The organism is Pseudomonas sp. ADAK2 TE3594 (genome assembly GCF_053628675.1).
In genome coordinates, this window is sequence record NZ_JBRJGV010000001.1 from 2,311,677 (window position 1) to 2,336,650 (window position 24,974).

A 24,974-nucleotide genomic window follows, 5' to 3' on the forward strand; every position below is an offset into this window, starting at 1 on the left:
AATACTGTAGGAGCGAGGCTTGCCCGCGAAGAATGCGCCGCGGTTTTTCAGGTATTACGCGTCATCGTTCTTCGCGGGCAAGCCTCGCTCCTACGGGGCAAGCCCACTTGATCTTCAAGCAAACGCCGCAAGCAGATCCTCTTCAAAGGCTTTTTGCGCATCCCCCGGCACCTGTGCGCGATGGCGGGCCAGATGGAACGCCACCTCAAAACTCATGCCGCCCTGGCGCACGGCGCGCAGCAACCCTTTGTCTTCCCAGCTGCGGGCGAAGTGATCGGGCAGGTAGCCAACGTGCTTGCCGGAAAGAATGAAGACGAGGGTTCCTTCGACCTGTTCGGAACGCGCCGAACACATCTTCCCCTGAAACGGCTCGTCGCTGCGCAGGAAGCGGTAGGGGTGATCGACCCGGTCGCAGGCCTGAAGCGCCTGATCGTCAGGTGTCTCATCGGTGAACAGCGGATGCCCGGGGGCGCAATACAGATGCTGGGTTTCCGTGAACAGTTCGCGGTAGTCAAAAGCGCTCTGCACCTGTGAGAAATAGCCGATCGCCAAGTCCAGCCGTTGTTGCAGCAACAGCCGCTCCATTTCGCCGGGCATGGCGCTGATCAACTCGATACGCACCGACTCGTCCCGTTCGCGAAAGCGCCGGATCGCCTCGGCAACCCGTTGCAGCACCGATTGATCAAGTGCTTCGGACAAGCCCAGGCGCACTTCGCCGATCAAGCGTCCGGCCACGCCGTTGGATTGATGACGGAACGCTTCGATCGACTCGAACAAGGTGCGAATGGCAAGGAGCAGCTGTTCGCCCTTGGGGGTGATTTTGAACCCGCCCTTGCCACGACTGCACAGGCGATAACCGAGCCGGGTTTCGAGCCTGGCCATCTGCTGGCTGATGCTCGACTGACTCAGCCCCAGTTCACCCTGAGCCGCACTGAAGCCACCGCATTCCACCACGCTGACGAACAGGCGCAGCAGCTGCAGGTCCAGGTCATGAAGTTGACCGAGCATCAAACATTACTCCGTAATAAAGTCAGGATAATTAACTTGGTATTTTTCCAATGTAACCGACGACGCATCCTGCAACCACTTCCTCCGGTCAGGTGTTCGTCATGGCTCCGCTCTTCAAGCTGTGTTTACCCGCACTGTTCCTCGCCATGGCCGTGCCGGCCCAGGCAGAGGAAAAAGTCCTCAATCTCTACAGTTGGGCCGATTACGTGACGCCCGAGACCTTGCAACGGTTCGAAAAGGAAACCGGCATCCATGTGCGCTACGACACGTTCGATGCACCGGAAGTACTGGAAACCAAACTGCTCACCGGCGGCAGCGGTTATGACGTGGTGGTGCCATCGTCCAGCGTGCTGGCCCGTGGGCTGGCGGCGGGCGCGCTGAAGGAAATTCCTCACGATGGCCTCAAGGGTTACGCCAACCTTGACCCAGACATGCTGGAAAAACTGGCGGCGGTCGACCCTGGTAATCGGTATGGCGTGCCTTACACCTGGGGCACGCTCGGGTTGGGGATGAATGTCGAAGCGCTGCAGCAGCGCTTGCCCAACGTACCGCTCAACAGCCTGGACCTGCTGTTCAAACCCGAATACGCCAGCAAGCTGAAAGATTGCGGCATCGCGATTCTCGATTCGCCGCAAGAGGTGATCGGCCTGGCGCTGCACTATCTGGGTAAAGATCCCTACAGCACCGACAAGGCTGATCTGACAGCCGCCGACGCCCTGTTGCGTCAGTTACAGCCGTCGGTGCTGTACGTCGCCACCGGGCGGCAGATCAACGATCTGGCCAATGGTAGCGTCTGCCTGGCATTGACCTACAACGGTGACGCGAGCATGGCTGCCGACCAGGCGCGCAAGGCCAACAAACCGTTTGAAGTGGCCTACCGCATTCCGCGCGAAGGCACGCTGGTGTGGCAGGACAACCTGGCGATTCCCAAGGACGCGCCGCACCCCGAAGCCGCCCGGGCCTTCATCGAGTTCATGTTGCGCCCCGAATCCGTCGCCGCGCTGACCAATACGCTGTTTTTCGCCACAGCCAATCGGGCGGCGACGCCATTGGTGGATGAGGCGGTGCGCAGCGATCCCGACATCTACCCGCAGAGCGAAGTACGTGAGCGGCTGTACGCCGACCGCAGCATGAGCCTCAAGGACATGCGTCAGCGCACCCGCTTGTGGACCACTTTCCGTAGCCGCCAATAAGCCAATAGCAAGGAATACACCATGGACGTCCCTGCACAGAACGATCAGGCCATGACCCGCGACAGTCTTTACGGGACTGCCGCCGAAAGTACCTACGCCGGTATCACCAGTTTCATGCGCCGCCGCTACAGCCGCGACTTGCGTGGCGTCGACGTGGTGGTCAGCGGCGTGCCGTTCGACACTGCCACCAGCAACCGCCCCGGCGCGCGTTTCGGACCGCGCGGCATTCGGGCGGCGTCCACCGGGATCGCCTGGGAACGCCATTGGCCGTGGACGTTCGACCCGTTCGATCACTTGGCGGTGATCGACTACGGCGATTGCGCCTTCGATTACGGCACGCCGCAGTCGGTGCCGGAAAGTATCGAAGCCCACGCCGAGCACATCCTGAGCAGCGGTTGCGCGATGCTGACGTTTGGCGGCGATCACTTCATCAGTTATCCGCTGCTCAAGGCCCATGCCCGCAAGCATGGCCCGTTGTCGTTGATTCACTTCGACGCCCACAGCGACACCTGGCCGGATGAGGAGGGCAAGCGCGTCGATCACGGCACGATGTTCTGGCATGCGGCCAAAGAAGGGTTGGTGGATCCGTCGCGCTCGGTGCAGATCGGGTTGCGCACCACCAATGACGATCATCAGGGCTTTCAGGTGCTGGATGCGCGGCAGGTGCATCGGCAAGGGTGCGAGGCAATCGTCGAGGCGATTCGTGCGCGGGTTGGTGATCATCCGGTGTACCTGACCTTCGACATCGACTGCCTCGACCCGGCTTTTGCGCCGGGCACCGGAACGCCGGTGTGTGGCGGCTTGAGCACGGTGCAGGCGCTGGAGATTCTCGGTGGCTTGCGCGGGATCAACCTGGTGGGGATGGACGTGGTGGAAGTGGCGCCGGCCTACGACAGCGCGGACATTACCTCACTGGCAGCGGCGACATTGGCCATGGAGATGCTGTGTTTGTATGCGGCCAGGCATAAGGTCGATCGGTAGTTTTGATTTGTGGTGTCTGGTATGGCGCCTTCGCGGGCAAGCCTCGCTCCTACAGGTACAGCGATTGCCGCGTGATTTGGGCACGACACAGAACCTGTAGGAGCGAGGCTTGCCCGCGAAGCTTTTCAGACCGGCCAACCGCTCCTGCCAGTTTCTGACAGCAGCCTCTGCTAAGCTCCGACGACTTTTCAGGAAAGAGCCTGCCGACCGTGTCGCGAACCAGCCGTTTACTGACGTTGTTACAAGTGCTGCGGGGCAAAAGTCGTCCGGTGACGGCCGCGACATTGGCCAGCGAACTGGAGATTTCCGAGCGCACGCTGTACCGCGATATCGCGGAACTGACCGCGCTCGGCGCGCCGATCTTTGGCGAGGCGGGGATCGGCTACGTATTGCGCAGCGGCCTGTTTCTGCCGCCCTTGATGCTCAATGCCGATGAGACCGAAGCCATCGTGCTTGGCTTGCGTTACGTGGATCAGCGTGGTGATGAGGTGTTGGGCAAAGCCGCGGCCGATGCCCTGGCAAAAATCGCCGCGGTACTCGACCCCGCCGCCCAGGAGGCCTTGCGCAACCCGACGGTGCTGCCGGGGCCGCCGGGTTATGGCTATCCGCAAAATGCCGTGCCTTTGAACGTGTTTCGCCAAGCCATCCGCGATCAGGCCAAGCTGCACATCGACTACGCGGACGCCAATCAGGTGCCCAGTCAGCGGCTGATCTGGCCACTGGCCCTGGGTTTTCTCAACGAGGTGCGGATCATCGTCGCCTGGTGTGAATTGCGCAGTGCCTATCGCACCTTTCGCACCGACCGGATCTCAGCCGCCAGCGAGCAGGGCGAACGCTATCCGGGGCGGCGCAGCGACCTCTTGCGCACCTGGCGCAAGCAGATGCAACTGGACGAAGCCGGGCGTTTCACTCCTGACAAGAATTGACACAGGCTTGTTTTAGCATGGCTCCAGAATCAACTCACAAGGAGCCGTAAACATGTCCAATCCAGCCTCTTCACTGGCCCCCGCCATCGCCGCCTACATTGCTGCTGCCAATGCTCGCGACACGTCGAGGGTTGCCAGTTTTTTCGCTGAGGATGCCAACGTGTTCGATGAGGGGCAGCATCAGGTCGGCACACAAGCCATCGCCCAATGGATGCAAGACACCGCACAACGTTATCAGCCTCGGGTCGAGGTGCTCGACGTTCAACAACGCACCGGCAAAGTGCTGGTGCACAACCTGATCTCCGGCACGTTCCCTGGCAGCCCGCTGGAACTGCGCTACATGTTCCGCCTCAATGAGCAGGGCAAGATTGCCCGGCTGGACATCTCTCTGTAACCCGGCGCGAAACCTGTGGGAGCGGGCTTGCCCGCGAAAGCGGTGTGTCATCCAACATGCATGGCGACTGACACGGCCTCATCGCGGGCAAGCCCGCTCCCACCGGGGGTGTGTTTGACCTACTGGCATCAGGCTTCACCAGCAGCCCCAGAGACGTATACTGCCGCGCATGAATGTCGACTCTCCCTTAAGCGCCTGGCAACACGCCATCGACCAGAAGGGCTTCGTCCAGGACGAAGCCCAGGAACACGCCGTGTGGGCGCTGCAAAAATGCCACGAAGCCTTGCATGAAAACCGCACGCCCGTCACCGGCGTGTACCTCTGGGGTCCGGTCGGGCGGGGCAAGACCTGGTTGATGGATCAGTTCTACCAAAACCTGCGCGTCCCGGCCCGGCGTCAGCACTTTCATCACTTCATGGGCTGGGTGCATCAGCGCTCTTTTCAATTGACCGGCACCGCCGACCCGTTGAAAGCGCTGGCCCGCGAGCTGAGCCAGGAAGTACGGGTGTTGTGTTTCGATGAATTGTTCGTCAACGACATCGGTGACGCGATCATTCTCGGGCGTTTGTTTCAGGTGATGTTCGAGCAGGGCGTGGTGGTGGTCTGCACCTCCAATCAGCCGCCGGATCAGCTGTACGCGGATGGCTTCAACCGTGACCGGTTCGTGCCGGCTATTGCTGCGATCAAGCAACACATGCAAGTGATTGCGGTGGATGGCGGGGAAGATCATCGCCTGCATCCTGGCGCCGGTCTGCAGCGTTACTGGGTGAACGTACCGGGGCAGCCCGGCGCATTGAGCGAGGTGTTCAAAGCCTTGACCGTCGGCCAGTCGCTGTCCAGCGATCCGGTCAAGATCGGCTACCGTTCGGTCAATGTCATGCAGGCCAGTCAAACCGTGCTCTGGTGCCGTTACACCGAGCTCTGCGAGCAGCCGTTTGCGGCCATGGACTTCATGGCCCTGTGCGATACCTTCAGCGCTATTGTGTTGAGTGACGTGCCCAATCTCAGCGCGCAAAAACGCGAAGGGCGCATCGCCCGCGGCACTGAAGACGGCGTCGAACGGGTGACGGCGGGGGATCGCGAGTTGCCGCAATTGTCGGTGCACGACGACGGCGTGCGCCGGTTCATCGCTCTGGTGGACGAATGCTACGACCGCAAGGTGCCGCTGTACCTCGAAGCGCAGGTGCCGATGGAGGCGTTGTACACCGAGGGCTATCTGGAATTTCCGTTTCGCCGCACCCTCAGTCGTTTGCAGGAGATGCAGCTAAAACGTTTCGCCGAGGCTTGATATCCGGGAGGAGCGAACATGAATCAGCCCTTGTCCCACCATTTGCTGACCATGGCCTATCAGAACGCCTGGGCCAATCACCGACTGGCCAAGGCTTGGCTTCAGTTAAGCCCGGCCGAACTGGCGGCGCCGCGAGTCAGTTTCTTTCCCAGCCTTAGCGCAACCCTGAATCACATCCTGACCTGTGACTGGTTCTATGTGGATGCACTGGAGCGGGAGTTGCACGGTGACGAGCCGCATCCCGATTGCTACGTGTTTTTCAACGAAGACGAGCCGTTCGCCCACGGCGCCGATCTCAAGCGCGAGCAAGCCCAGGTGGACCGTCGACTGATCGCCTACTGCGAGCAACTGCGCGACGCAGACCTCGGGCGGCTTGTGACCATCGCGCGTGACACCCCGCAACATGACAGCCGTTTACGCATGCTGTCCCATTTGTTCGAGCATCAGATTCATCATCGCGGGCAGGTTCACGCGATGCTCAGTGGCACCTCGGTCGCGCCGCCGCAACTGGACGAGTTTTTCTGTGCCGGAGAATCGGCGTTGAGGGCCGAGGATTTTGCCGAGTTGGGATGGACCGAGGCAATGATCTGGGGCGTTTGAGAGAGACCGATCACAACAGGATCCGGTTGTCGGCACCCCGGTACTCGCGATAAGGTCACTGGACCTTTCAGTGCGCAAGAGGCGAACTGGGGCAACTTGTGTGATTGAGGGTGGAAATGGAATCCGCAGAAATTCTTGTGCTTCAGGCCAGCTACACCAACCCGGTGCATGCCGAGGCGATTGGTCTGGTGTTGAACCACTACGCCGAAGACCCGATGGGCGGCGGTCACCCGTTACCCGCCGATAGGTTGCAACAACTGCCGGGAGAACTGGCCAAACGTCCGCATGCTTTCAGTGTACTGGCGTTTGTTGGCGGTGAGCCGGCAGGGCTGGTCAACTGCTTTGAAGGTTTTTCGACCTTCGCCTGCCGGCCACTGGTCAACGTGCACGATGTTGCCGTGGTGTCGAAGTTTCGCGGGTTGGGGCTGAGTCAGAAGATGCTGCACAAAGTCGAAGACATCGCACGCCAGCGCGGCTGCTGCAAAATCACCCTGGAAGTGCTGGAAGGCAATGCAGTGGCTCAGGGGGCTTATGGCAAATTCGGTTTCTCGCCAGGCATGTTCGACCCGGCGCACGGCCGGATGCTGTTCTGGACCAAGGCGCTTTAATTCGCAGTCCTAATGAACCGCTTTTTGTAGGAGCCAGGCTTGCCGGCGAAGGCGCACTTAAGATCGCCTTCGCCGGCAAGCCTGGCTCCTACAAAAGAATTACTGCTGAACGACTGCCGGAGTGGCCGGCGCGTTCTTGGGCTTCATCAAGCTGAAGTCGATCAACGGCCGCTGCTGACGCTCATAAGGGTTGCCGATCATCAATGGCCGAGGCTTGAAGCTGTCGCTGACCAGGCTTTTGCTGCGGTCGAGTTCATCGAAACTCAGGCCGGCCAGATCCGCCCACGTGTGAATCAGTTGCGAACTGCTGTACGGCCGGCTCAAGTCGCCAGCAAAACTCCAGTCATGGGTTTCGCGCCATTTCGGCGAAGCCCAGGCCATGAACGGAATGGTGTACATCGGTGCCGTCGGTTTGTTCTCGTTGCGGCCCAGGGTGTTATGGCCAGTGGAGTCGAAGACGTCTTCGCCATGGTCGGAGAGGTACAGCAGGAAGCCGTTCGGATCAGACTTGGCGTAGTCCTTGATCAGGCTCGACACCACGAAGTCGTTGTACAGCACCGCGTTGTCATAGCTGTTGTATGTCGGCACCTGATCGTCACGCACGCCATCCGGAACACCTTTGCGGTCGGTGAACTTGTTGAACGTCGGCGGGTAACGGTACTGATAGCTCATGTGCGTGCCGAGCAAATGCACGACGATCAGCTTGCGTGGTGCCGCATCGGCCAGCGCCTTGTTGAACGGCTCTATCACATCGCCATCGTACTGAGCGGCGTTCTGGTTGCGGTTGTTGTTCAGGTACACCTGCTCGTCGGCCTGCTCGGAGAAGGTCGTGAGCATGGTGTTGCGCTTGGTCATGGTCTGCTGGTTGGTGATCCAGAAAGTCTTGTAACCCGCCTGTTTCATCATGCTGACCAACGAGGGTGTCGACAGGTACAGGTCCGGGTTTTCTTCGTCGGCGAACGTCAGCACCTGCTGCAACGCCTCGATGGTGTAAGGGCGTGGGGTAATGACGTTATCGAAAACCGCCAGTTGATCCTTGAGCTTGTCCAGCTCCGGCGTGGTTTGCCGAGGGTAGCCGTACAGGCTCATGCGCTGACGGTTGGTGGACTCGCCGATCACCAGCACCAGGGTCGCCGGCTGATTGGCCATCGAATCGGAGAGGTTCTTGAGCGGTGGAATTTTGCTGGCGCTGTGAAGCATGTCTTGCATGCCGGCCAGGGTATCGAGGTAGCGGTGATAGGCCACGGCCATCTGCCAAGGCACGGCGGGCTCGATGCGGGTTTCGAATTTCTCGAAGCCACCCGCCAGGTTGCCGGTGCGCGCGGTTTGCTTGATCAGCGGGTAACCGACCACGGCCAGCAGAATCGCCGTCGCCGCGACCAACGCCTGGCCGCGTGGCAGGTGTACCGGACGCAAGCGGGTCCACAGGAAATACGCGAACGCGGTATGGGCGAGGAAAGCCGGCACCATCCACCAGGCAAAATACTGGGTCATGTACTCGCCGGCTTCAGACACGTTCGATTCGAACATGATGAAGATGACGCTCTGGGAAAATTCCTGCTGATAGATGAAGAAATAACCAAGGCTGGCCATCGAGCAGGCCCACAGCACCACGCCGATCAGCGCGGCCATCACCCGTGTTTGCTTGGGAAACAGCAGCATCGGCGCGAGCCAGATGGCGCTCATCACAAAGGCCTGGCGGAACCCGGTAAAACCGGAAGTGCCTGTCAGTTGAATCAGCAGTTGGGTGATGCCGGAAAAATACCAGAAGAACAGAAATAACCAGAGAAATCCTGCCCAATCAAAACCTTTCGCAGACGTTTTGCTGCGTTTAAACAAAGCCATTCAGCGCTCCAGCCTGATAATTACTTCGGCCGTCGGCACTCTCCCTGTCGCAGACGAACGAACGCCGCGCGGATACCGAGCGGCCACAATGAGCCGGAGTATCGACAAGAAGGTGTGAAAACTTTGTGAGTTGCCAGAGCTGGCAGAATTGCATCGAGTCGGAAACAGCGGTGGCTGCTTCCGAGTCAAACGAGGGGGTCAGGCGTGAGGGGCGCGTTGGGTGACGGGCAAGGGCTGAGTCTGATTGCCTTGGGTCAGCAGGCGTAATTGCGCGACTTCCCGCTTCAACTGGTCGCGCTCGTCTTTGAGCTGGCGCAGTTCATCGCGACGGATCGTTACGTAAAGGGTTTGTGCTGGCAGTGCTGTGTGTACGGTGCCCATTGCTCACCTCGCAAATGGCTGTCTCAACTGTAAGTTCGCTCCCGATTTCGGGTGCTGACTTACTATCGGCGCCAATTTTGGTTTCTTTTGCCCCCGAAGGGAACTTTTTTATTTTTCATGGTCGTTGTGTCTTCGGGACGATTCCCGGCGTTATCAGTCTGGATCGGGCACAATGCCCGGAAACTATGTGCCAGCGCTCTGGACTAACCCTCATTAGTCGCGTTGGGCTATAACCTTTGACACACTTTATTTGTAGTAGGGAGCATCAGTACATGCAACTCGGGATTATTGGACTGGGCCGCATGGGCGGCAATATTGCGCGACGCCTGATGCTCAACGGGCATACCACCGTTGTTTACGACCGCAATAGCGCCTTTGTCGACACCCTGGCTGAAGAAGGCGCCACCGGTGTTGCCGACTTGCCAGCGCTGGTCGCTGGCCTGGCCAAACCGCGCGCAGTGTGGGTCATGCTGCCCGCCGGCGCACCCACCGAAGACACCATCGACACCCTGAGCACCTTGCTTGACGCTGGCGATACCATTATCGATGGCGGCAACACCTTCTATAAGGATGACATCCGCCGCGCCAAAACCTTGTCGGAAAAAGGCCTGCACTACATCGACGTCGGCACCTCCGGTGGCGTCTGGGGCCTGGAACGTGGCTACTGCATGATGATCGGCGGCGATGCCCAGACCGTTAAGCGCCTCGACCCGCTGTTCGAATCCCTGGCCCCGGGCATGGGCGACATCCCGCGTACCAAGGATCGCCAGTCCGATGACGATCGCGCCGAGCGCGGTTACATCCACGCAGGCCCCGCTGGTGCCGGGCACTTTGTGAAGATGATCCACAACGGTATCGAGTACGGAATGATGCAGGCCTTCGCCGAAGGCTTCGACATCCTCAAGACCAAGGCCAGTACCAACCTGCCGGAAGATCAGCGCTTTGACCTGAACGTCGCTGACATCGCCGAAGTATGGCGTCGTGGCAGCGTGGTGTCGTCCTGGCTGCTCGACCTGACCGCCGACGCCTTGGCCAGCGACCCGAAACTCGACGGTTACTCAGGCTCGGTGGCTGACAGCGGTGAAGGTCGCTGGACTATTGAAGCCGCCATGGAGCAATCAGTGCCCGTGCCGGTGCTGTCGAACTCGCTGTTCTCGCGCTACCGTTCGCGCGGGCAAGGCACCTTTGGCGACAAGATTCTCTCGGCCCAGCGCTTCGGCTTCGGCGGCCATGTGGAGACCTCGAAAAAATGACCCATGTGATCCGCAGGAAATCCAAGGCAGAACCCGCACCGCCGACCACGCTGTTTCTGTTCGGTGCCCATGGTGATCTGGTCAAGCGCCTGCTGATGCCGGCGCTGTACAACCTGAGTCGCGACGGTTTGCTGGGAAATGGACTGCGGATCATCGGCGTTGATCACAACGCCATCAGTGACGAAGCCTTCGCCAAAAAACTCGAAGATTTCATTCGGGCGGAAGTGGCGGCCAAGGTCGGCAAGGGCGATCAAGCCCTTGATCCGGCGTTGTGGGCCAAACTGGCCGAGCACATCAGCTACGTCCAGGGCGACTTCCTCGACGAGCGCACTTATGAAGCGCTGGCGGCGAAAATTGCCGCCAGCGGCACTGGCAATGCGATTTTCTACCTGGCCACCGCACCACGCTTTTTCAGCGAAGTGGTGCAGCGGCTCGGCGCTGCCGGATTGTTGCAAGAAACCCCTGAAGCGTTCAGAAGGGTGGTGATCGAAAAACCTTTCGGCTCCGACTTGCACACCGCCGAAGCCTTGAACGCGTGCCTGCTCAAAGTGATGACGGAAAAGCAGATCTACCGGATCGATCACTATCTGGGCAAGGAAACCGTGCAGAACATTCTGGTCAGCCGGTTCTCCAACAGCCTGTTCGAAGCCTTCTGGAACAACCATTACATCGACCACGTGCAAATCACCGCCGCCGAAACCGTCGGCGTGGAAACCCGTGGCAGTTTTTATGAGGTCACCGGCGCCCTGCGGGACATGGTGCCCAATCACCTGTTCCAATTGTTGGCGATGGTGGCCATGGAACCGCCGGCCGCGTTTGGCGCCGATGCGGTACGCGGCGAAAAAGCCAAAGTCGTCGGGGCGATTCGCCCCTGGACAACCGAGGAAGCGCGAGCCAATTCGGTGCGCGGCCAATACACTGCTGGCCAGATCGATGGCAACTCGCTGCCTGGTTATCGCCAGGAAACCAACGTGGCGCCCGACAGCACGACCGAAACCTATGTCGCGCTCAAAGTGATGATCGACAACTGGCGCTGGGTCGGCGTGCCGTTCTACCTGCGCACCGGCAAGCGCATGAGCGCGCGCGATACCGAGATTGTCATTTGCTTCAAGCCGGCGCCGTATGCGCAGTTTCGCGACACCGAGGTCGATGAGTTGCAGCCGACCTATCTGCGGATCCAGATCCAGCCCAACGAAGGCATGTGGTTCGACCTGCTAGCCAAGCGGCCGGGGCCGGCGTTGAACATGGCCAACATCGAGCTGGGTTTTGCCTACAAGGATTTCTTTGAAATGCAGCCGTCCACTGGCTATGAAACGTTGATCTACGATTGCCTGACCGGCGATCAGACGCTGTTCCAGCGCGCCGACAACATCGAGAACGGCTGGCGCGCCGTGCAGCCATTCCTCGACGCCTGGCAGCAGGACGCAACAGTGCAGAGCTATGCGGCGGGCGAAGATGGGCCAAAGGCCGCTGACGAGCTGCTGACCCGCGACGGCCGCGTCTGGCACAGCGTCGGATGAGTGACGTAACGCAACAGCCCATCCGTTTTCTGCTCAGTGACATGGACGGCACTTTACTGCTTCCCGATCACAGCCTCAGCCAGCGCACGATCGACGCAGTCCGTGCCTTGCGCGAGGCCGGCGTGCTGTTCAGCCTGGCCACCGGGCGTCCGCCCAAAGCCATGTTGCAACAGATCGAAGCCCTGGGGGTCGATCTGCCGACGGCAGCCTTCAATGGCGGCACCCTCGTAAATCCGGACGGCAGTTTGCTGGTTGCGCATTATTTGCCGGCCACGGCAGCGCTGACGGCGCTGACGCTGTTTGCCGATCAGCCGGACATTGAGGTTTGGGTATTCAGTGGCGGCGACTGGCTGTTGAAGGATCAGTACGGCCCGATGGTCCCGCGAGAGCAGCACGGCCTGGGTTATCCGCCGGTGGTGGTCGAGAGTTTCGAGCCTTGCATGGCACGTATCGACAAAATCGTCGCCGCCAGCAGCAACACCGAACTGTTGATCGAACTGGAAGCGCAGTTGCTGCCCAAGGTCGAAGGGCAGGCGCAGGTCTCGCGTTCACAACCGATCTATCTGGACGTGACGGCGATGAAAGCCAACAAGGGCGAGGCATTGGCGACACTGGCCGAGTTTCTCGGGGTGCCGCTGGAGCAGACCGCCGCCATGGGTGACGGTGGCAACGACCCGGCGATGTTTCACCGGGCCGGGTTGTCGATCGCCATGGGGCAGGCGGAAGAGGCGGTGAAGCGTCAGGCCGACGTGGTGACCGGGGCCAATACCGAAGACGGCGCAGCCCAGGCGATCGAGCGGTTTATCCTGAGTTCGGTCTGAGCCGCGTTATCGTTCTTCGCGGGCAAGCCTCGCTCCTACAAGGGAGGGCACGATCAACGCCAACCCCGTAGGAGCGAGGCTTGCCCGCGAAGGCGTCAGACCTACCACCTCAAAGCCAAAAGCTCACCGCATACCAGCCCAACACGCCCATCACCACGGTGTAAGGCAACGCCATCCACACCATCCGCCCATACGACAGGCGAATCAGCGGTGCAATCGCCGAGGTCAGCAGGAACAGGAACGCCGCCTGGCCATTGGGCGTTGCCACGCTCGGCAGGTTGGTGCCGGTATTGATCGCAATCGCCAGGGTTTCAAAGTGCTCGCGGCTCATGTGGCCGGAAATGAACGCTTGCTTCACTTCGGTGATGTAAATGGTCGCTACGAACACGTTATCGCTAATGGCCGACAGCAAGCCATTGGCAATAAACAACATGCCCGGCTGTTGATCTGCCGGCAGCGCCAGCACCCACTGGATCAACGGCGTGAACAGTTGCTGATCGTGAATCACAGCCACCACTGCGAAAAACACCACCAGCAGCGCCGTGAACGGCATGGCGTCCTTGAAGGCGTTGCCAATCCGATGCTCGTCGGTAATGCCCGTGAACGCGGTGATCAGCACGATCACCATCAAACCGATCAGGCCGACTTCAGCGACGTGAAACGCCAGCCCGGCAATCAGGATCAGCGCCGCCACCCCTTGAACCAGCAACGCCGCGCGCTGACGTGAAGTGCGTTCGGCGTTGTCTTCGGCGGCGTAGTTGGCCAGCACGGTACGCACGTTGTCCGGCAGCAGCGTGCCATAGCCGAACCAGCGCAGTTTCTCCAGCAGCACACAGGTCACCAGGCCGGCTGCCAGCACCGGCAACGACACTGGGGCGATCTTCAGAAAGAACTCGGCGAAGTGCCAGCCCATCTCATGGCCGATCAGCAGGTTCTGCGGCTCGCCGACCAGCGTGCACACGCCACCCAACGCCGTGCCGACCGCGCCGTGCATCAGCAAGCTACGCAGGAAAGCGCGGAACTGTTCGAGGTCGGCATGGTGGAGCGTGGGCAAGTGCCGGTCATCGCTGAACTCACTGTCCTGACGCGGATCGTTGCCCGAGGCGACGCGGTGATACACCGAATAAAACCCCACGGCCGCGCTGATGATCACCGCGGTCACGGTCAACGCATCGAGAAACGCCGACAGAAACGCCGACAGGAAGCAGAACATCAACGCCAGCAGTGCCTTGGAGCGAACCCCCAGCAGCAAGCGCGAGAACAGAAACAGCAGCAGGTCTTTCATGAAATAGATGCCCGCCACCATGAACATCAGCAGCAGGATCACCGGGAAGTTATGCACCAACTCGTCGTAGAGTGCCTGGGGCGTGGTCATTTTCAGCAGCAGCGCTTCGACCAGCAGCAGCCCACCGGGCATCAGCGGGTAACATTTCAGCGCCATGGCCAGGGTGAAAATGAACTCCAGCACCAACAGCCAGCCGGCCGCCACCGGACCGACCGTCCATAGCACCAGGGCGTTGAGAATCAGGAAGCCGACAATGCTTGCCTTGTACCAGCGGGGTGAGTGCCCGAGAAAATTGTGCGCGAAGGCCTGGGCCATTGAGCCGGACATCGGCTACTCCTTGTATTAAGAAGCGCGCAACTTGCCGTAAGAGGAAGGGAAGATCAAGTGCAGGAAAATGACGTTGGCCTAACACCGAAAACGCGCGACGACCGCGCGGCGGTTTCCGTCCAGTGAATAGCCGCCTATGACCATGCATCCGTCGGCCTGAATGGCCAATGAAGTAGCGGTATGCGAGCCGCGACTCAGGTGGGTGCGACACCAGCCGATGCCCTTGGCAAAACTGCGATCCAGCTGCCCACTGGGTAAATATCGGGCAAAAATGAAATCGGCTTCGACCCCGCCGACCGTCGCTCCGACTGTCAGCACAGATCCGTCCGACTGAACCCCGGCGGCGGTCCAGTGGCAGCCGCTGCGGTCGACGCCCAATAGCTTTGGCTGGCCACCGTTGCAATGAATATCGGGTCGGCCATTACTGTGGATTTTCAGAGACAGGCAGAGCATCGGGTCGCGACTGCTGCCAAAACAATGCAAGTCACCACTTTCATGCTGGACGATCTGGCAGACCTGAGCGCTGTTCTCCCGTGCCTTGAAGGTCATGAAACCATCCACGGCGAAGCTGTCGTCCAGTCGGCCATCCGGGTGATAACGCGCCAGCAGGCCTTCCTCGGGAAAATTGATTGATCCGCTCACCAGGATCCGGCCATCGCGCTGCACCATCAGGCTGCTGAGCCGGGTGTTCATCAACAAGTGCCGAACCATGACGAAGCCGCGGCCGTTGAAGCTGCTGTCCAGAGAACCGTCGGTATTGAGCCGTATCAGCATGCCGACGTGATCGGTCGGTTCGAAGTAATGATTGGCCAGCAGCAGGATTCGACCGTCGTCCTGCACACAGACATCACAGGCTTCGGCGCTCGGCACGCCGGGCGGTAACCAGGCGTCGCGAGCGCCCCGGGAAAGATCTCCCGGCAGGCGCACCACGCAACGTCCATTGTCGCCGAAACCCTGAGCCGGGCAGCCCTGCTGATCAAACATCGCCAGGGCGGGCAGCGTGCGGTGTGCATTTTCGTAGTGCAGGCCGGCCACCAGAATGTGCCCGTCGGCCAATACCCGCACCTTGCCAGCCATGGCCTCGAAGCCGTGTGCGAACTGCCCGCTGATGCTGCCTTGTTTGCCGAATGCCAGATCCGCCGAACCCTCTGCAAGCAGGCGGGCCAGGCCAAAGCGCTGGCCGCCCGGCGTACCGACCTTTGCCGCCACCAACAACCGGCCGACGTGATCAATCGCAACGTCATTGGCCATGCTGGAGAGACTGCTGGCGAAATACACTTGAGTCTTGCCGGTGCCAGCGAAACTCGTATCGAGCCGTTCGGCGCCATTCACGGTTGCAGGTAAGGCAAAAGCAGGCTGGGGTGACATGCATGCATCTCCTTGCCAGTCGTCCTTATCCGGGTGCCCGGACGGTGACTGCATGAGCAAATCATTCAATCCCTGAATGACTCGGCGCACAACTGTCTTCATGAGCCGGTGGAGGGGCGTTTTGTGCCAGAACAATGTCTTTTCGAACCATTGCCAAGCCTGCCAAGTAATCGGGCAGGTTAGAAGTTGAAACAGGGGAGTGGTGTCACGCGGCTGACCGAAAAAAATCGTCAACTAAGAGGAAGTGGGGGTGCGGATTACCGAGCGGTAATCCGCGAAAACAATTAGTGCGGCATGGACCACGATTGCAGCTTGTAACCTTCCTGGCTCAACTCGGCACGGGCTTCTTCCAGCACATGTTCAAGTTGCGCGGGATCGGAGTAGGCGCTGCTTGGAATCTGTTTGCGGCTGATGCGCGTGTTGGTGCGATCAATGATGGCCAGGCTTAGTTCGCTACCGTCTTGTAGAGCCCAGGCCACGCATTGAAAGGGCTGGAAGGCGCGGTCGGCAATCAAAAGTGCTTCGTTGATACGGAGCGGGGCGTTCATGGGATCTTCTCGCTGTATGCCCAATCAAGTGATGTGCCGTCGGTTGGGCTTACCGTTCGGCTGGTTACTTGTACTGATGTCCGCAACCGGGGGTTGGGTCACACAGAATCAAAAGAATTTTCAACTTTCTTTATTGGATTCGGTATTCAGGCCGTTTCTGAAAGCTGAATGAAAGGTTCAACTCGTTAGGCAACTAATCAAGTGACTTCTTATAACTAATAAGCAAACTGCCCTATAAGCAATCGATACAAGCCTGCGTCAAAATCTTGCTAGTGTTACAACGAAGCCCGCCAAATGACTGTTTTTAATAATATTTCCTAAAATTTGGCGTCAAGGAACAGTCATGATCGAAGCGCCTGCCTTACGACGTCTTTTAGTAGTGGATCCTTGCGACGACTGTCACCGTTTGTTGCCGGGTTTACGCGCCGTGGGTTGGGATGTTGACAGCTGTACCCTGGAAAACGCCAACGAACGAACCTGCGATGTCGGCTTGTTGCGTTTGCAGCCCTTTCATCTGGAGCGCCCGGAAGCCGTCAAGGAATTGATCACCCGTAGCGGTACCGAGTGGATTGCGGTGCTTAATCAAGAAGTCCTGCGATTGCAAAATGTCGGGGACTTCGTCTGCGAATGGTTTTTTGACTTCCATACCCTGCCGTTCGATGTCTCACGGGTTCAAGTCACCCTGGGTCGCGCGTTCGGCATGGCGCGCCTGCGCGGCCAGGGCACGGTTCATATCGATCAGCCTGAACATGAACTGCTTGGCGACAGCAAACCGATTCGCGAACTGCGCAAACTGCTGAGCAAACTGGCACCCACCGAATCTCCGGTGCTGATTCGCGGCGAAAGCGGCACCGGCAAGGAATTGGTCGCCCGCACCCTGCATCGAGAATCCCAGCGTCGCAGCAAACCGTTCGTGGCGATCAACTGCGGCGCGATTCCCGAACACTTGATCCAGTCCGAACTGTTTGGCCATGAGAAGGGTGCCTTTACCGGCGCTCATCAGCGCAAGGTCGGGCGGATCGAGGCGGCCAACGGCGGAACGTTGTTTCTCGATGAAATCGGTGATCTCCCCCTGGAACTGCAAGCCAATCTGCTGCGTTTCCTGCAGGAAAAACACATTGAACGTGTAGGGGGGCACCAGCCTATTCCGGTGGATGTGCGGGTATTGGCGGCGACGCACGTCGACCTTGAAGCGGCCATTGAGAAGAAACTCTTTCGCGAAGATCTGTATTACCGTTTGAATGTCTTGCAAGTCATTACCGTGCCGCTGCGTGAACGCCATGGCGATCTCTCGATGCTGGCCAACCACTTTTCCCATTTCTACAGCCAGGAAACCGGCCGTCGCCCTCGCAGCTTCAGCGAGGACGCGCTGATCGCCATGGGCAAGCACGATTGGCCGGGCAATGTCCGCGAGTTAGCCAACCGGGTACGGCGCGGGCTGGTTCTGGCCGAAGGACGGCAGATCGAGGCGCGAGACCTGGGGTTGATCAGTCAACACGCCACCGCTTCGCCGATGGGCACCCTTGAAGACTACAAGACCCGCGCCGAGCGTCAGGCGTTGTGCGATGTGTTGAACCGGCACAGCGATAACCTGAGTGTCGCCGCCAGAGTTCTGGGGGTGTCGCGGCCGACTTTTTACCGATTGCTGCATAAGCACCAAATCCGCTAGGGCGGGTGAAACGAAAAGGCCCGCTGCGACTTCCATCGCAGCGGGCCTTTTCCATGGGGGTGAAACGGTTAGAAGTAGTACGGGAATTTCAGGCTGAAGGAAAAGTCTGGCGAGTCGTCGGTCAGTCCGATGGACAGGTTGGGAACGATCGTCAGGTTATCGGTTGCTGCCAGGGTCATACCGATGTTGAAGTTGGCCGAGTTGTAATCGCTGTTGGAAATCGATTGCCAATCGCCACCATCCGGCTTGATCTTGCTCTTGCGGGCGAACTGATCGGTGAACGAAAACGACATACTCATCTTCTCGTTCAAGGCGAATGCAATGCCGGCGCCGACCTGCCAGGAATCGCCCAGTTTCACATCGCCGGGCACCTTGGAGTTGACCTGAGGGCTGATGTCGCTGAAAGAGTCTTCCATGTTGTAGGTGTAGGCCAGGCTGCCGAACAGCACGGCCGGGTCGAAGCTCTTGACCAGTGAGATACCCGGGGTGATCGACCAGACACCATTGCCGGTCGGCAAGTCCTCGGGTACCGAGAGGTTGTCGTTGTTCGGGTCATTGACCAGCTTGATGCCGTAAGGGTCCTTACCGGTCGGCGCCTTGACGCGCAGTGTAACGACCGCGTCGGGCAGATTGGCCGACTCATCCAGAAACTTGTAGGCAACGCCAAAGTTCACATCGCCGATGGTCGGGTCGCGGGTCACGGTTGCGTCCGACGTCACCGGGCCTGCACCTCCGGCGCCACCGGAGGAATACGTTGATTCGCGATACACCACGGGGACGTTGATGTCGAACTGCCAACGTTGGGCCACGTTGTAGCGGGCGGTCAGGTCCAGGGTCCAGTTATCCGCCTTGATACGGTCGAGGTTGATATTGCCGAGGAAAATCGCGTCCAGTGCCAGGAAGCCGTTGAGTACCAATGCACGGGTATCGTAGTGCGTGTAGGTCAGGCCGGTTTCGACGCTGAACTTGCCGCCACCGAAGAAGCCGCTGGCTTCGTCATACAGGTTGGAAACGCTTTGCGCAGGCGCCGAATCATCCTTGAGCGATTGGCCGTATGAACTGCCTGTGGTTCCCGGCGCACCGGCAGCCACCGTCTGGCCACTCCTGGGCGTTTCCGCAGGGGATTTGGTCAGGCGTTTGGGAGCGGGTGTCGCAGGTGCTTCTTCGACTTGGCGAACGCGTTGCTCGAGTACCATCAGCGCGTTCTGTTGTGCTTCGTAACGCTGTTTCAACTCCATGAGTTCTTGTTTTAGTGCTTCGACCTGGGGGTCCGGTGCTGCGTACAGCAGTGTGGCCGGGGCCAGGCTACTCAAACAAACGATTGCTCTAAACGTCAACGATCGGTGCATGGGTTAGCCGTCCCTTCTGACTACATCGGGTGACACTGAGCGTAGATCAGAATCCTTGAGCGCGAAGACCTTTGAGTTGGTCCAGGTTGCCATTCAGCGACCCGGCTGTCGCGTTGTCACGCAGCACGACATTGAAGGATGTGAGGTTGCTGACCTGGTTGCCACCGCCGAGCAACGTCGTATTCTGCATCAGCCCACCCTGGGCCAGGCGTTGTACGGTACTGCCCTGGTTGTTGTTGGCGACAATGTTGAGTTGCACACCCGTACCGGTCGAGGAAACACTCAGCGAGCCCGCGCCATTGGCGCCGACCAACGTCGAGCCTGCGGCCAATGCTTGGCCCTGCTGTTGCGTTGCTGGCGCTTGGCTAGCCTTTGTGACGTTGATATCAACGTTGTTGTAGGCAGTGTTATGGTCGCCGGCAGCACGCACGACTTGAGTGACGCCTTCGGTGCTGTTGAGGCCGCTACCGCCAGTGACGGTACCGGTGCCTTGCGAATGCGCTGAGCCATTACCTTTTTCGTTGATAATCGACACATAGAACTGTGGCTTGATGGTCGATTGTTGAATCTGCATCGAGGAAGTTGCCCCGATCACTTCACCGTTGGCATTTTGCCAAGTGCTGGTCATGACGATGCCGAAACTGATGATCCGTCCCGGCATGACATAGCGGCCTCGCAGGGTCGCCAATTCCTGATCCTTCAGTTCAATGGGTTTGAACGTCTGTGCCTGGGTCGGCAGGCTGGCGGCCAGGCAAACCATGGCTAGCCAGAGTGGAGTCTTCATTGGATGCTCCCGGAGCGTCGTGCTCCTTGTCATTAGAAGAAGTCGCTTTGGATGAATCCGAAATCCATTAACTCTGCGTCTCGCACCGGGGTGAAGGCGTTGATGCGGTTCTTGGCGGTCAGTGGCAAGGGCGGGTCGAGCAACGCATTGGTTTTGTCGTAGCCCTGACCGATCACGGCAAAGATGATGCCGTTCCAGCCTTTTACAAAGTCGTCGACTTTGTAGCGTTTATGACCGAGTACCGGATCTCCGATATAGACCCAGCCCTCATGGACTTTTTGCATGACCACAAAATGTTTGTAGCCACGGATATCCAGGAGTACCACAACCGGAATTCTGATTTCGCTCAACGTTTGCGGCGCTACCCGGTAGCCACGGGCCCGCATGCCGATACTTTCCACGTAACGCTTCATGTCGAGCATGGAGAAGCCCTGGACGCGGACAAGATCTTGATCGGAGTGGGCCAGCATGCCTTCGATGATCTGTTCTTCATTCACGTCCAGCCAATAGGCCTGGCGCAATATGGTTGCCAGCGCAGCTGCGCCGCAACTGAAGTCGGTTTTCTGTTGCACCAGGTCGGCAAATTTACGCTCGCGCATGCTCTGGATCGGCTTATACACCACCGCGCCGCCCGGCAGGACGGAAAGCGGCATTTGTGCAGCCTCGCTCACACTGGCCACGTAAAGCAAAAATGCCAAGGCGATAATGCGCATGGTGGGACGCCTTCTGGGTGTGTTGAAACAGGCCCCCGTAAGGGGGCCTCCAGAGACAGCAATTAGAACGAGTTGTTGGAAATGGCCAGCGAGTTGCTTTGTTGGTTACCCACACCGGCAGCTACGTTGACGCCGAGGTTGCCACTGCCACCATTCACCGAACCGCTCAGGGTTGCAGTGTTGGTCACAGGGTTTGCCCAGCCAGTTGGAGTCAGCACTTGATAGGAATAGGTGTTGCTCAAATCAAAAGAGCTGCTTTCACTGAAAGTTTTCGATTTGTCGTACGAAGATTCGGACTCTTTACTGCCCGATTTTTCGAACGAGGAGTCGGACGATCTGTCCCACGATTTATCGTACGATCTTTCGAACGAGGAATTGCTCGATCTATCGCGCGATGCGTCAAGGGATGCATCGATCGATGCGGTAAGCGATCCATCGAAAGTATCGGTGCGGGTGCGTTCGCGACGGCCATCATCCCGAGTAACGGTCCTGGTGGCATTCGCAGCAGCGTCCACGGCTACGTTCAAAGACGCACTGCGAGTAGAGCTGCTATCCGAGCTCCTGGAGCCGCTCGAATCAGAGCTCCTGGAACCACTCGCCGCGGAGCTCCTGGAACCGCTCACGTCAAAGCTCGAAGAAGCGCTTTTATCAACGCTCACATCGGATGACTTGTCGCGAGAGGAGCTACCGCTGGCCGTTCTGGTAAATGTGAACGTATCCTGGCGGTACGTCCGATCGGCGTTGTTATTTACGACCAGGCCAGGACCCTGTTGATCGGCAGAGGCGGTGGCTGTTGCGTTACCGAGCGGAGCATTGGTGTTGGCAATGGCCATGGTGTTTTTCTGCTGGTTAAGGTCGCCACCCGCAATGTTGATACCCATGTTACCGCTGCCACCATTACCCGAGCCGCCCATCACGGCAGAGGCTGTGCTGCCGAAGTTGTTGACCCTGTTGTTGTTGCTGTATTGCGTGACGTCGGCGGTGGCTTCGGCAGTGCCGAACACGAAGCTGTTGTCCTGGCTGGAGTTTGAGGCAGCATTGGCGATGGCGGACGCGTTGTCTTGTTGGTTGCCGTTACCGGCAGCCACGTTGACACCGACGTTGCCGCTGGCGCCTGTGGCGGAGCTGCTCATCTCGGCTTCGTTGACCGTCCCCTCGTTACGGATGCGGTTGCCGGTACTGCTCTGGTTATCCCACGCATTGGCTGTCGCATAGACAGGGATCTTTGTTGGAGGAGGGGGTTTATGACCATGGTGGTGGTCATTGTCACGCCAATCGTTCGCTTGTACAGCAACAGCCATGACCGCAGCAATTGCGAAAACCAGAGGCTTTAGTGCCATCGAAGGTTTCATGGTGATTCTCCGTACTTATTTTAGGTTAAGTGTTGTTTCTACCTGTTTGGGTCAATCCGAGACCCGTACGCTCAGGGTGTTGGCCGTTCGGTTTCCCACCCCGGCGCTCTGATTCAACTGGATCACCCCACGGCTACCGGTGAAGGCCTGATCGCTGGTAGCGACCTGGCGATAGCCTGGTGCAGAGTCAGTTGGATCGGAGTTGGTGATCAGCGTCACGTTCTGCTGCATGAGGACGCTGTCGTCGATACTTTGCGGCTGTGTACTGACGCTTATCCGCAGGGCGTTGGCTTGCTGGTTGCTCGCGCCCGCGCTCTGGTTGACGCCCAGTACGCCGTTGCCGTGGCTGAAGGAGTCGCCTTGAATGCTGGATCGGGCATCGATCCTGGGGTCGACCTGCGTACGCAGCCGTTGGCGAATCTGTGTGGTAGCACTGGCGTTGTTGCCAATGGCGATGGCGCGGGCGTTGGCCTGTTGCTGCTGATCGCCTGCCGCCTGGTTGACCGAGAGGACGCCCTGGTGCTGCATGCCCGAACCGTCGATGTCGGCGTTATTGATGACGGGCGATTGGGCAAAGGTCGATGCACTGCAAAACATGGCGATCAGCAGCAGCGTACGATTCATCTTAACGGTCTCCCGTTACGACTCTCAGAGCACCCAGGCCTTGCTGGATGTTTGAATTGACCATGTTGGCAATACCGTTGCCCGAATTTCCCGAACGTCCAGCGGGGAGGTTGGAAAGCTGGGTCTGGTTGGTGAGATTGCCACCCAGGTTGTTGGTGTTTTGAGTGACCAGGCGGGAGATGCCTGCACCACTGGCGACGCTGGCAAAGTCGCCGTCGCTCAACTCGTCCGTTTGTCTGAGGACTTGTTTGGACGGGTTGGCATTGGCGGTCGTGGGGCCAGGGTCGGGCATCACCGGCGCACGCGTTGCCATGCGCGGCTGGACATCTCGTTTGATAATGATGAGGCCGTTATCAGCCTGTACGGGCAGGCAGACACTTGAACCCAGTGCGCATCCGATCAGCAGGAGGCTGTAGATGCTTCTATCAAATTTCCCCACGGCGGCAATTCCTTCTTTGTTGTGGCTGGTCCTGGTCAGCGTTGTGGAAGGAGTGAGCGAAAGCTGTGCCGGTTTTTGATTGTTGTTTTAATTCAGAGGGTTATCGGTCAACGCTAGTGGATCGATGAAAGGGTGTTTCAGGTCTGAGACAACCGCCGGGCCGGCAATATTGATAAGAGATCGCAATAGCACTGGATCCAAGCTTTGCGCGGGATGTATCAGCGCTCTAACACATCGCATGACAAGACGATGACCAGTGTTGAAACAGGCTGTTCGAGAGGGATGGGGTGTTTCAGAAGCGGACGTATTTTGCAAAAATACTGCAACAAATGCAGGAGTATTTGACCAGTGCCCATCAGTTCCGCGCAATCCAATGTGGGAGCGGGCTTGCCCGCGAAGGCAGCGGCACAGTCAACATTGATTTTGCCTGATACACCGCTATCGCGGGCAAGCCCGCTCCCACAGGGATTTTGGTGTTGGCCCAAATAGGGAAGGTCAGTGCCCGAGCAGCTGCGTGACCGCTTGCAATGCCTGAAGCCGGCGTTCGGCCCAATCGCCCTGAAGCACTTGAACAGGCTGTCGATGCTGTTCCAGCCATGCCAGGGTCGCGTCGAAAAAAGCCCGGCGTTCATCCAGTTCCGGCTGGCAACGCTGGCCATCGTCCGTCCAGTCGACCTGCTCGGGAGACAGCAGCAAGTGCAAGTCATAGTGCCGAGCCCGCAGCGCCTGCTCGATCCAGGCAGGGCAATCGCCAAACAGGGTCTGGCTCCAGAGCATGTTGCTCAGCAAGTGAGTGTCGAGAATCAGCAGCTGCGGCCCGAGGGCGCGGGCGTCATCCTCCCATTGCAGCTGGCCGCGAGCGATTTCGGGGATATCGGCCGGGCACGTGTCGCGCGCCTTCTGCTCAATGAACCAGCGCACGTATTCGCCCACCAGAGCACCGCCGAATTGCTCTTGCAGTTCGGCGGCGAGCCAGCTCTTGCCGCTGGATTCAGGCCCCGTGAGTACCAGTACTTTCATGTGCGCAACGCCGGGTCGGCGCGCCATGTCCGCCAGCCGTGCACCGCCAGCAGTGCGAATACCCCATAGAGGCCGGCGGTCAGGTACAGCGCTTTATAGATGAACAGGCCAACAAAGATGATGTCCAGCGCGATCCACAGCGGCCAGCATTGCAAACGTTTTTGCGCCATCCATAACTGCGCCACCAGGCTGAAACCGGTCAACGCCGCATCGAGCCAGGGTTGGGCGGCATCGGTCCAATTAGCCATTGCGGCCCCCAGCAGCAAACTGCCGAGCGTGCCGACGGCCAAGCCGAGCGCGGTGGATTTGCCATCGAGCAGGCTGACCTGCCGCCCACTATGAGTCACCCCCGAGCGAGTCCACTGCCACCAGCCGTAGAGCTGCAACGCGGCGTAGATCACTTGCAGCAGCATGTCCGAGTACAGCTTCACCTCGAAAAAGATCCAGCTATACAACAACACCATGACCAGGCCGATCGGCCAGCACCAGGGGTTCTGTTTGACCGTCAACCAGACGGCAATCACGCCGAGGGCGGCAGCAAACAGTTCAAGCCCGGACATGGAGGTTCCTTGGTGTCGTAAAAATGAGGGGGGCGAATTGTACCCGGATTGTGGGGAGTGGGGCTTGTTGTGGGGACGGGGGCTTGCCAATGCCAGTCAATCAAACGCAATTCCTGTG

Annotated in this window: 25 protein-coding genes; 11 read left to right on the forward strand and 14 right to left on the reverse strand. The window is 59.0% G+C overall.

The window, feature by feature from the left end:
- Positions 1–114: 114 nt before the first annotated feature.
- The gene (locus tag AB7M22_RS10530; protein ID WP_454186217.1) at positions 115–1,008 is read right to left on the reverse strand and encodes a LysR family transcriptional regulator; all 894 of its coding nucleotides are present in this window, start codon (positions 1,006–1,008) and stop codon (positions 115–117) included.
- Between the two features lie 101 nt (positions 1,009–1,109).
- On the opposite strand from AB7M22_RS10530, the gene AB7M22_RS10535 reads away from it, so the two are divergent.
- The 7 genes from AB7M22_RS10535 (at position 1,110) to AB7M22_RS10565 (ending at position 6,998) form a co-directional block, all read left to right on the forward strand.
- On the forward strand, positions 1,110–2,201 hold the full coding sequence (locus tag AB7M22_RS10535) for a polyamine ABC transporter substrate-binding protein (protein WP_454186218.1): 1,092 nt from the start codon (positions 1,110–1,112) through the stop codon (positions 2,199–2,201).
- 21 nt (positions 2,202–2,222) lie between these two features.
- Positions 2,223–3,182 (forward strand): agmatinase, encoded by a 960-nt coding sequence (gene speB, locus AB7M22_RS10540; protein ID WP_454186219.1) that lies wholly within the window; start codon positions 2,223–2,225, stop codon positions 3,180–3,182.
- Between the two features lie 209 nt (positions 3,183–3,391).
- On the forward strand, positions 3,392–4,108 hold the full coding sequence (locus AB7M22_RS10545; protein ID WP_007897371.1) for a helix-turn-helix transcriptional regulator: 717 nt from the start codon (positions 3,392–3,394) through the stop codon (positions 4,106–4,108).
- Positions 4,109–4,160: 52 nt separating this feature from the next.
- Positions 4,161–4,502, forward strand: coding sequence for a nuclear transport factor 2 family protein (locus AB7M22_RS10550; RefSeq protein ID WP_008010768.1), 342 nt, complete (start codon positions 4,161–4,163; stop codon positions 4,500–4,502).
- A gap of 169 nt (positions 4,503–4,671) precedes the next feature.
- A complete protein-coding gene (gene zapE, locus AB7M22_RS10555; RefSeq protein WP_454186220.1) occupies positions 4,672–5,790 on the forward strand; it encodes a cell division protein ZapE in 1,119 nt (372 codons plus the stop codon).
- A gap of 18 nt (positions 5,791–5,808) precedes the next feature.
- Positions 5,809–6,390 carry a DinB family protein gene (locus AB7M22_RS10560; protein ID WP_454186221.1) on the forward strand — a complete coding sequence of 194 codons (582 nt, stop codon included), beginning with the start codon at positions 5,809–5,811 and terminating at the stop codon, positions 6,388–6,390.
- Positions 6,391–6,506: 116 nt separating this feature from the next.
- Positions 6,507–6,998, forward strand: a complete 492-nt coding sequence (locus tag AB7M22_RS10565; protein WP_454186222.1) for a GNAT family N-acetyltransferase — start codon at positions 6,507–6,509, stop codon at positions 6,996–6,998.
- A 99-nt stretch (positions 6,999–7,097) separates the two neighbouring features.
- Here the strand turns inward: AB7M22_RS10565 and AB7M22_RS10570 are convergent, their stop codons facing one another.
- Together AB7M22_RS10570 and AB7M22_RS10575 are read right to left on the reverse strand one after the other, a co-directional pair.
- Positions 7,098–8,843 (reverse strand): phosphoethanolamine transferase CptA, encoded by a 1,746-nt coding sequence (locus AB7M22_RS10570; protein ID WP_454186223.1) that lies wholly within the window; start codon positions 8,841–8,843, stop codon positions 7,098–7,100.
- Positions 8,844–9,041: 198 nt separating this feature from the next.
- Complete coding sequence (locus AB7M22_RS10575) at positions 9,042–9,224, reverse strand: DUF6026 family protein (protein WP_007897365.1); 183 nt, start codon at positions 9,222–9,224, stop codon at positions 9,042–9,044.
- Positions 9,225–9,496: 272 nt separating this feature from the next.
- Between AB7M22_RS10575 and gnd the strand changes: the two genes are divergently transcribed.
- The 3 genes from gnd to AB7M22_RS10590 are packed head-to-tail and all read left to right on the forward strand — an operon-like array spanning position 9,497 to position 12,818.
- Positions 9,497–10,477, forward strand: a complete 981-nt coding sequence (gene gnd, locus AB7M22_RS10580) for a phosphogluconate dehydrogenase (NAD(+)-dependent, decarboxylating) (RefSeq protein ID WP_454186224.1) — start codon at positions 9,497–9,499, stop codon at positions 10,475–10,477.
- Positions 10,474–11,997, forward strand: coding sequence for a glucose-6-phosphate dehydrogenase (zwf, locus tag AB7M22_RS10585; RefSeq protein ID WP_454186225.1), 1,524 nt, complete (start codon positions 10,474–10,476; stop codon positions 11,995–11,997). Before gnd ends, zwf begins: the two co-directional genes overlap by 4 nt.
- Complete coding sequence (locus AB7M22_RS10590) at positions 11,994–12,818, forward strand: Cof-type HAD-IIB family hydrolase (RefSeq protein ID WP_008010780.1); 825 nt, start codon at positions 11,994–11,996, stop codon at positions 12,816–12,818. The genes zwf and AB7M22_RS10590 overlap by 4 nt, the downstream gene beginning before the upstream one ends.
- Positions 12,819–12,927: 109 nt before the next feature.
- Here AB7M22_RS10590 and nhaB read toward each other — a convergent pair whose 3' ends face one another.
- From nhaB to AB7M22_RS10605, 3 genes are all read right to left on the reverse strand, one after another.
- A complete protein-coding gene (gene nhaB / locus AB7M22_RS10595; protein ID WP_008010781.1) occupies positions 12,928–14,430 on the reverse strand; it encodes a sodium/proton antiporter NhaB in 1,503 nt (500 codons plus the stop codon).
- A gap of 78 nt (positions 14,431–14,508) precedes the next feature.
- Positions 14,509–15,798 carry a hypothetical protein gene (locus AB7M22_RS10600; protein WP_454186226.1) on the reverse strand — a complete coding sequence of 430 codons (1,290 nt, stop codon included), beginning with the start codon at positions 15,796–15,798 and terminating at the stop codon, positions 14,509–14,511.
- Between the two features lie 284 nt (positions 15,799–16,082).
- Positions 16,083–16,346, reverse strand: a complete 264-nt coding sequence (locus AB7M22_RS10605) for a hypothetical protein (RefSeq protein WP_007897359.1) — start codon at positions 16,344–16,346, stop codon at positions 16,083–16,085.
- Between the two features lie 343 nt (positions 16,347–16,689).
- Here AB7M22_RS10605 and AB7M22_RS10610 point away from each other — a divergent pair, with 343 nt between their 5' ends.
- Entirely contained in the window at positions 16,690–18,015 is a 1,326-nt protein-coding gene (locus tag AB7M22_RS10610; RefSeq protein WP_454186227.1) for a sigma 54-interacting transcriptional regulator, read from the forward strand.
- 68 nt (positions 18,016–18,083) lie between these two features.
- Here the strand turns inward: AB7M22_RS10610 and AB7M22_RS10615 are convergent, their stop codons facing one another.
- The 8 genes from AB7M22_RS10615 to pnuC form a co-directional block, all read right to left on the reverse strand.
- Positions 18,084–19,364, reverse strand: coding sequence for a hypothetical protein (locus AB7M22_RS10615; protein WP_454186228.1), 1,281 nt, complete (start codon positions 19,362–19,364; stop codon positions 18,084–18,086).
- Between the two features lie 46 nt (positions 19,365–19,410).
- The gene (locus AB7M22_RS10620) at positions 19,411–20,148 is read right to left on the reverse strand and encodes a hypothetical protein (protein ID WP_454186229.1); all 738 of its coding nucleotides are present in this window, start codon (positions 20,146–20,148) and stop codon (positions 19,411–19,413) included.
- Positions 20,149–20,180: 32 nt separating this feature from the next.
- Positions 20,181–20,861, reverse strand: a complete 681-nt coding sequence (locus AB7M22_RS10625; RefSeq protein ID WP_454186230.1) for a C39 family peptidase — start codon at positions 20,859–20,861, stop codon at positions 20,181–20,183.
- A 62-nt stretch (positions 20,862–20,923) separates the two neighbouring features.
- Complete coding sequence (locus AB7M22_RS10630) at positions 20,924–22,213, reverse strand: heme utilization protein (protein ID WP_454186231.1); 1,290 nt, start codon at positions 22,211–22,213, stop codon at positions 20,924–20,926.
- 51 nt (positions 22,214–22,264) lie between these two features.
- Positions 22,265–22,837: an adhesin gene (locus AB7M22_RS10635; protein ID WP_454186232.1), complete on the reverse strand. Its 573-nt coding sequence runs from the start codon at positions 22,835–22,837 to the stop codon at positions 22,265–22,267.
- A 1-nt stretch (position 22,838) separates the two neighbouring features.
- Entirely contained in the window at positions 22,839–23,276 is a 438-nt protein-coding gene (locus AB7M22_RS10640; protein ID WP_008010796.1) for a hypothetical protein, read from the reverse strand.
- Between the two features lie 495 nt (positions 23,277–23,771).
- A complete protein-coding gene (locus AB7M22_RS10645) occupies positions 23,772–24,296 on the reverse strand; it encodes an AAA family ATPase (protein WP_454186233.1) in 525 nt (174 codons plus the stop codon).
- A complete protein-coding gene (gene pnuC / locus AB7M22_RS10650; RefSeq protein WP_454186234.1) occupies positions 24,293–24,856 on the reverse strand; it encodes a nicotinamide riboside transporter PnuC in 564 nt (187 codons plus the stop codon). The genes AB7M22_RS10645 and pnuC overlap by 4 nt, the downstream gene beginning before the upstream one ends.
- Between the last annotated feature and the right edge of the window lie 118 nt (positions 24,857–24,974).

Bases quoted from the DNA above. Each gene is read 5' to 3' on its own strand.
- AB7M22_RS10530 (WP_454186217.1), bottom strand. From the start codon at position 1,008: ATGCTCGGTCAACTTCATGACCTGGACCTGCAGCTGCTGCGCCTGTTC.
- AB7M22_RS10535 (WP_454186218.1), top strand. From the start codon at position 1,110: ATGGCTCCGCTCTTCAAGCTGTGTTTACCCGCACTGTTCCTCGCCATG.
- speB (WP_454186219.1), top strand. From the start codon at position 2,223: ATGGACGTCCCTGCACAGAACGATCAGGCCATGACCCGCGACAGTCTT.
- AB7M22_RS10550 (WP_008010768.1), top strand. From the start codon at position 4,161: ATGTCCAATCCAGCCTCTTCACTGGCCCCCGCCATCGCCGCCTACATT.
- zapE (WP_454186220.1), top strand. From the start codon at position 4,672: ATGAATGTCGACTCTCCCTTAAGCGCCTGGCAACACGCCATCGACCAG.
- AB7M22_RS10560 (WP_454186221.1), top strand. From the start codon at position 5,809: ATGAATCAGCCCTTGTCCCACCATTTGCTGACCATGGCCTATCAGAAC.
- AB7M22_RS10565 (WP_454186222.1), top strand. From the start codon at position 6,507: ATGGAATCCGCAGAAATTCTTGTGCTTCAGGCCAGCTACACCAACCCG.
- AB7M22_RS10570 (WP_454186223.1), bottom strand. From the start codon at position 8,843: ATGGCTTTGTTTAAACGCAGCAAAACGTCTGCGAAAGGTTTTGATTGG.
- AB7M22_RS10575 (WP_007897365.1), bottom strand. From the start codon at position 9,224: ATGGGCACCGTACACACAGCACTGCCAGCACAAACCCTTTACGTAACG.
- gnd (WP_454186224.1), top strand. From the start codon at position 9,497: ATGCAACTCGGGATTATTGGACTGGGCCGCATGGGCGGCAATATTGCG.
- zwf (WP_454186225.1), top strand. From the start codon at position 10,474: ATGACCCATGTGATCCGCAGGAAATCCAAGGCAGAACCCGCACCGCCG.
- AB7M22_RS10590 (WP_008010780.1), top strand. From the start codon at position 11,994: ATGAGTGACGTAACGCAACAGCCCATCCGTTTTCTGCTCAGTGACATG.
- nhaB (WP_008010781.1), bottom strand. From the start codon at position 14,430: ATGTCCGGCTCAATGGCCCAGGCCTTCGCGCACAATTTTCTCGGGCAC.
- AB7M22_RS10600 (WP_454186226.1), bottom strand. From the start codon at position 15,798: ATGTCACCCCAGCCTGCTTTTGCCTTACCTGCAACCGTGAATGGCGCC.
- AB7M22_RS10605 (WP_007897359.1), bottom strand. From the start codon at position 16,346: ATGAACGCCCCGCTCCGTATCAACGAAGCACTTTTGATTGCCGACCGC.
- AB7M22_RS10610 (WP_454186227.1), top strand. From the start codon at position 16,690: ATGATCGAAGCGCCTGCCTTACGACGTCTTTTAGTAGTGGATCCTTGC.
- AB7M22_RS10615 (WP_454186228.1), bottom strand. From the start codon at position 19,364: ATGCACCGATCGTTGACGTTTAGAGCAATCGTTTGTTTGAGTAGCCTG.
- AB7M22_RS10620 (WP_454186229.1), bottom strand. From the start codon at position 20,148: ATGAAGACTCCACTCTGGCTAGCCATGGTTTGCCTGGCCGCCAGCCTG.
- AB7M22_RS10625 (WP_454186230.1), bottom strand. From the start codon at position 20,861: ATGCGCATTATCGCCTTGGCATTTTTGCTTTACGTGGCCAGTGTGAGC.
- AB7M22_RS10630 (WP_454186231.1), bottom strand. From the start codon at position 22,213: ATGAAACCTTCGATGGCACTAAAGCCTCTGGTTTTCGCAATTGCTGCG.
- AB7M22_RS10635 (WP_454186232.1), bottom strand. From the start codon at position 22,837: ATGAATCGTACGCTGCTGCTGATCGCCATGTTTTGCAGTGCATCGACC.
- AB7M22_RS10645 (WP_454186233.1), bottom strand. From the start codon at position 24,296: ATGAAAGTACTGGTACTCACGGGGCCTGAATCCAGCGGCAAGAGCTGG.
- pnuC (WP_454186234.1), bottom strand. From the start codon at position 24,856: ATGTCCGGGCTTGAACTGTTTGCTGCCGCCCTCGGCGTGATTGCCGTC.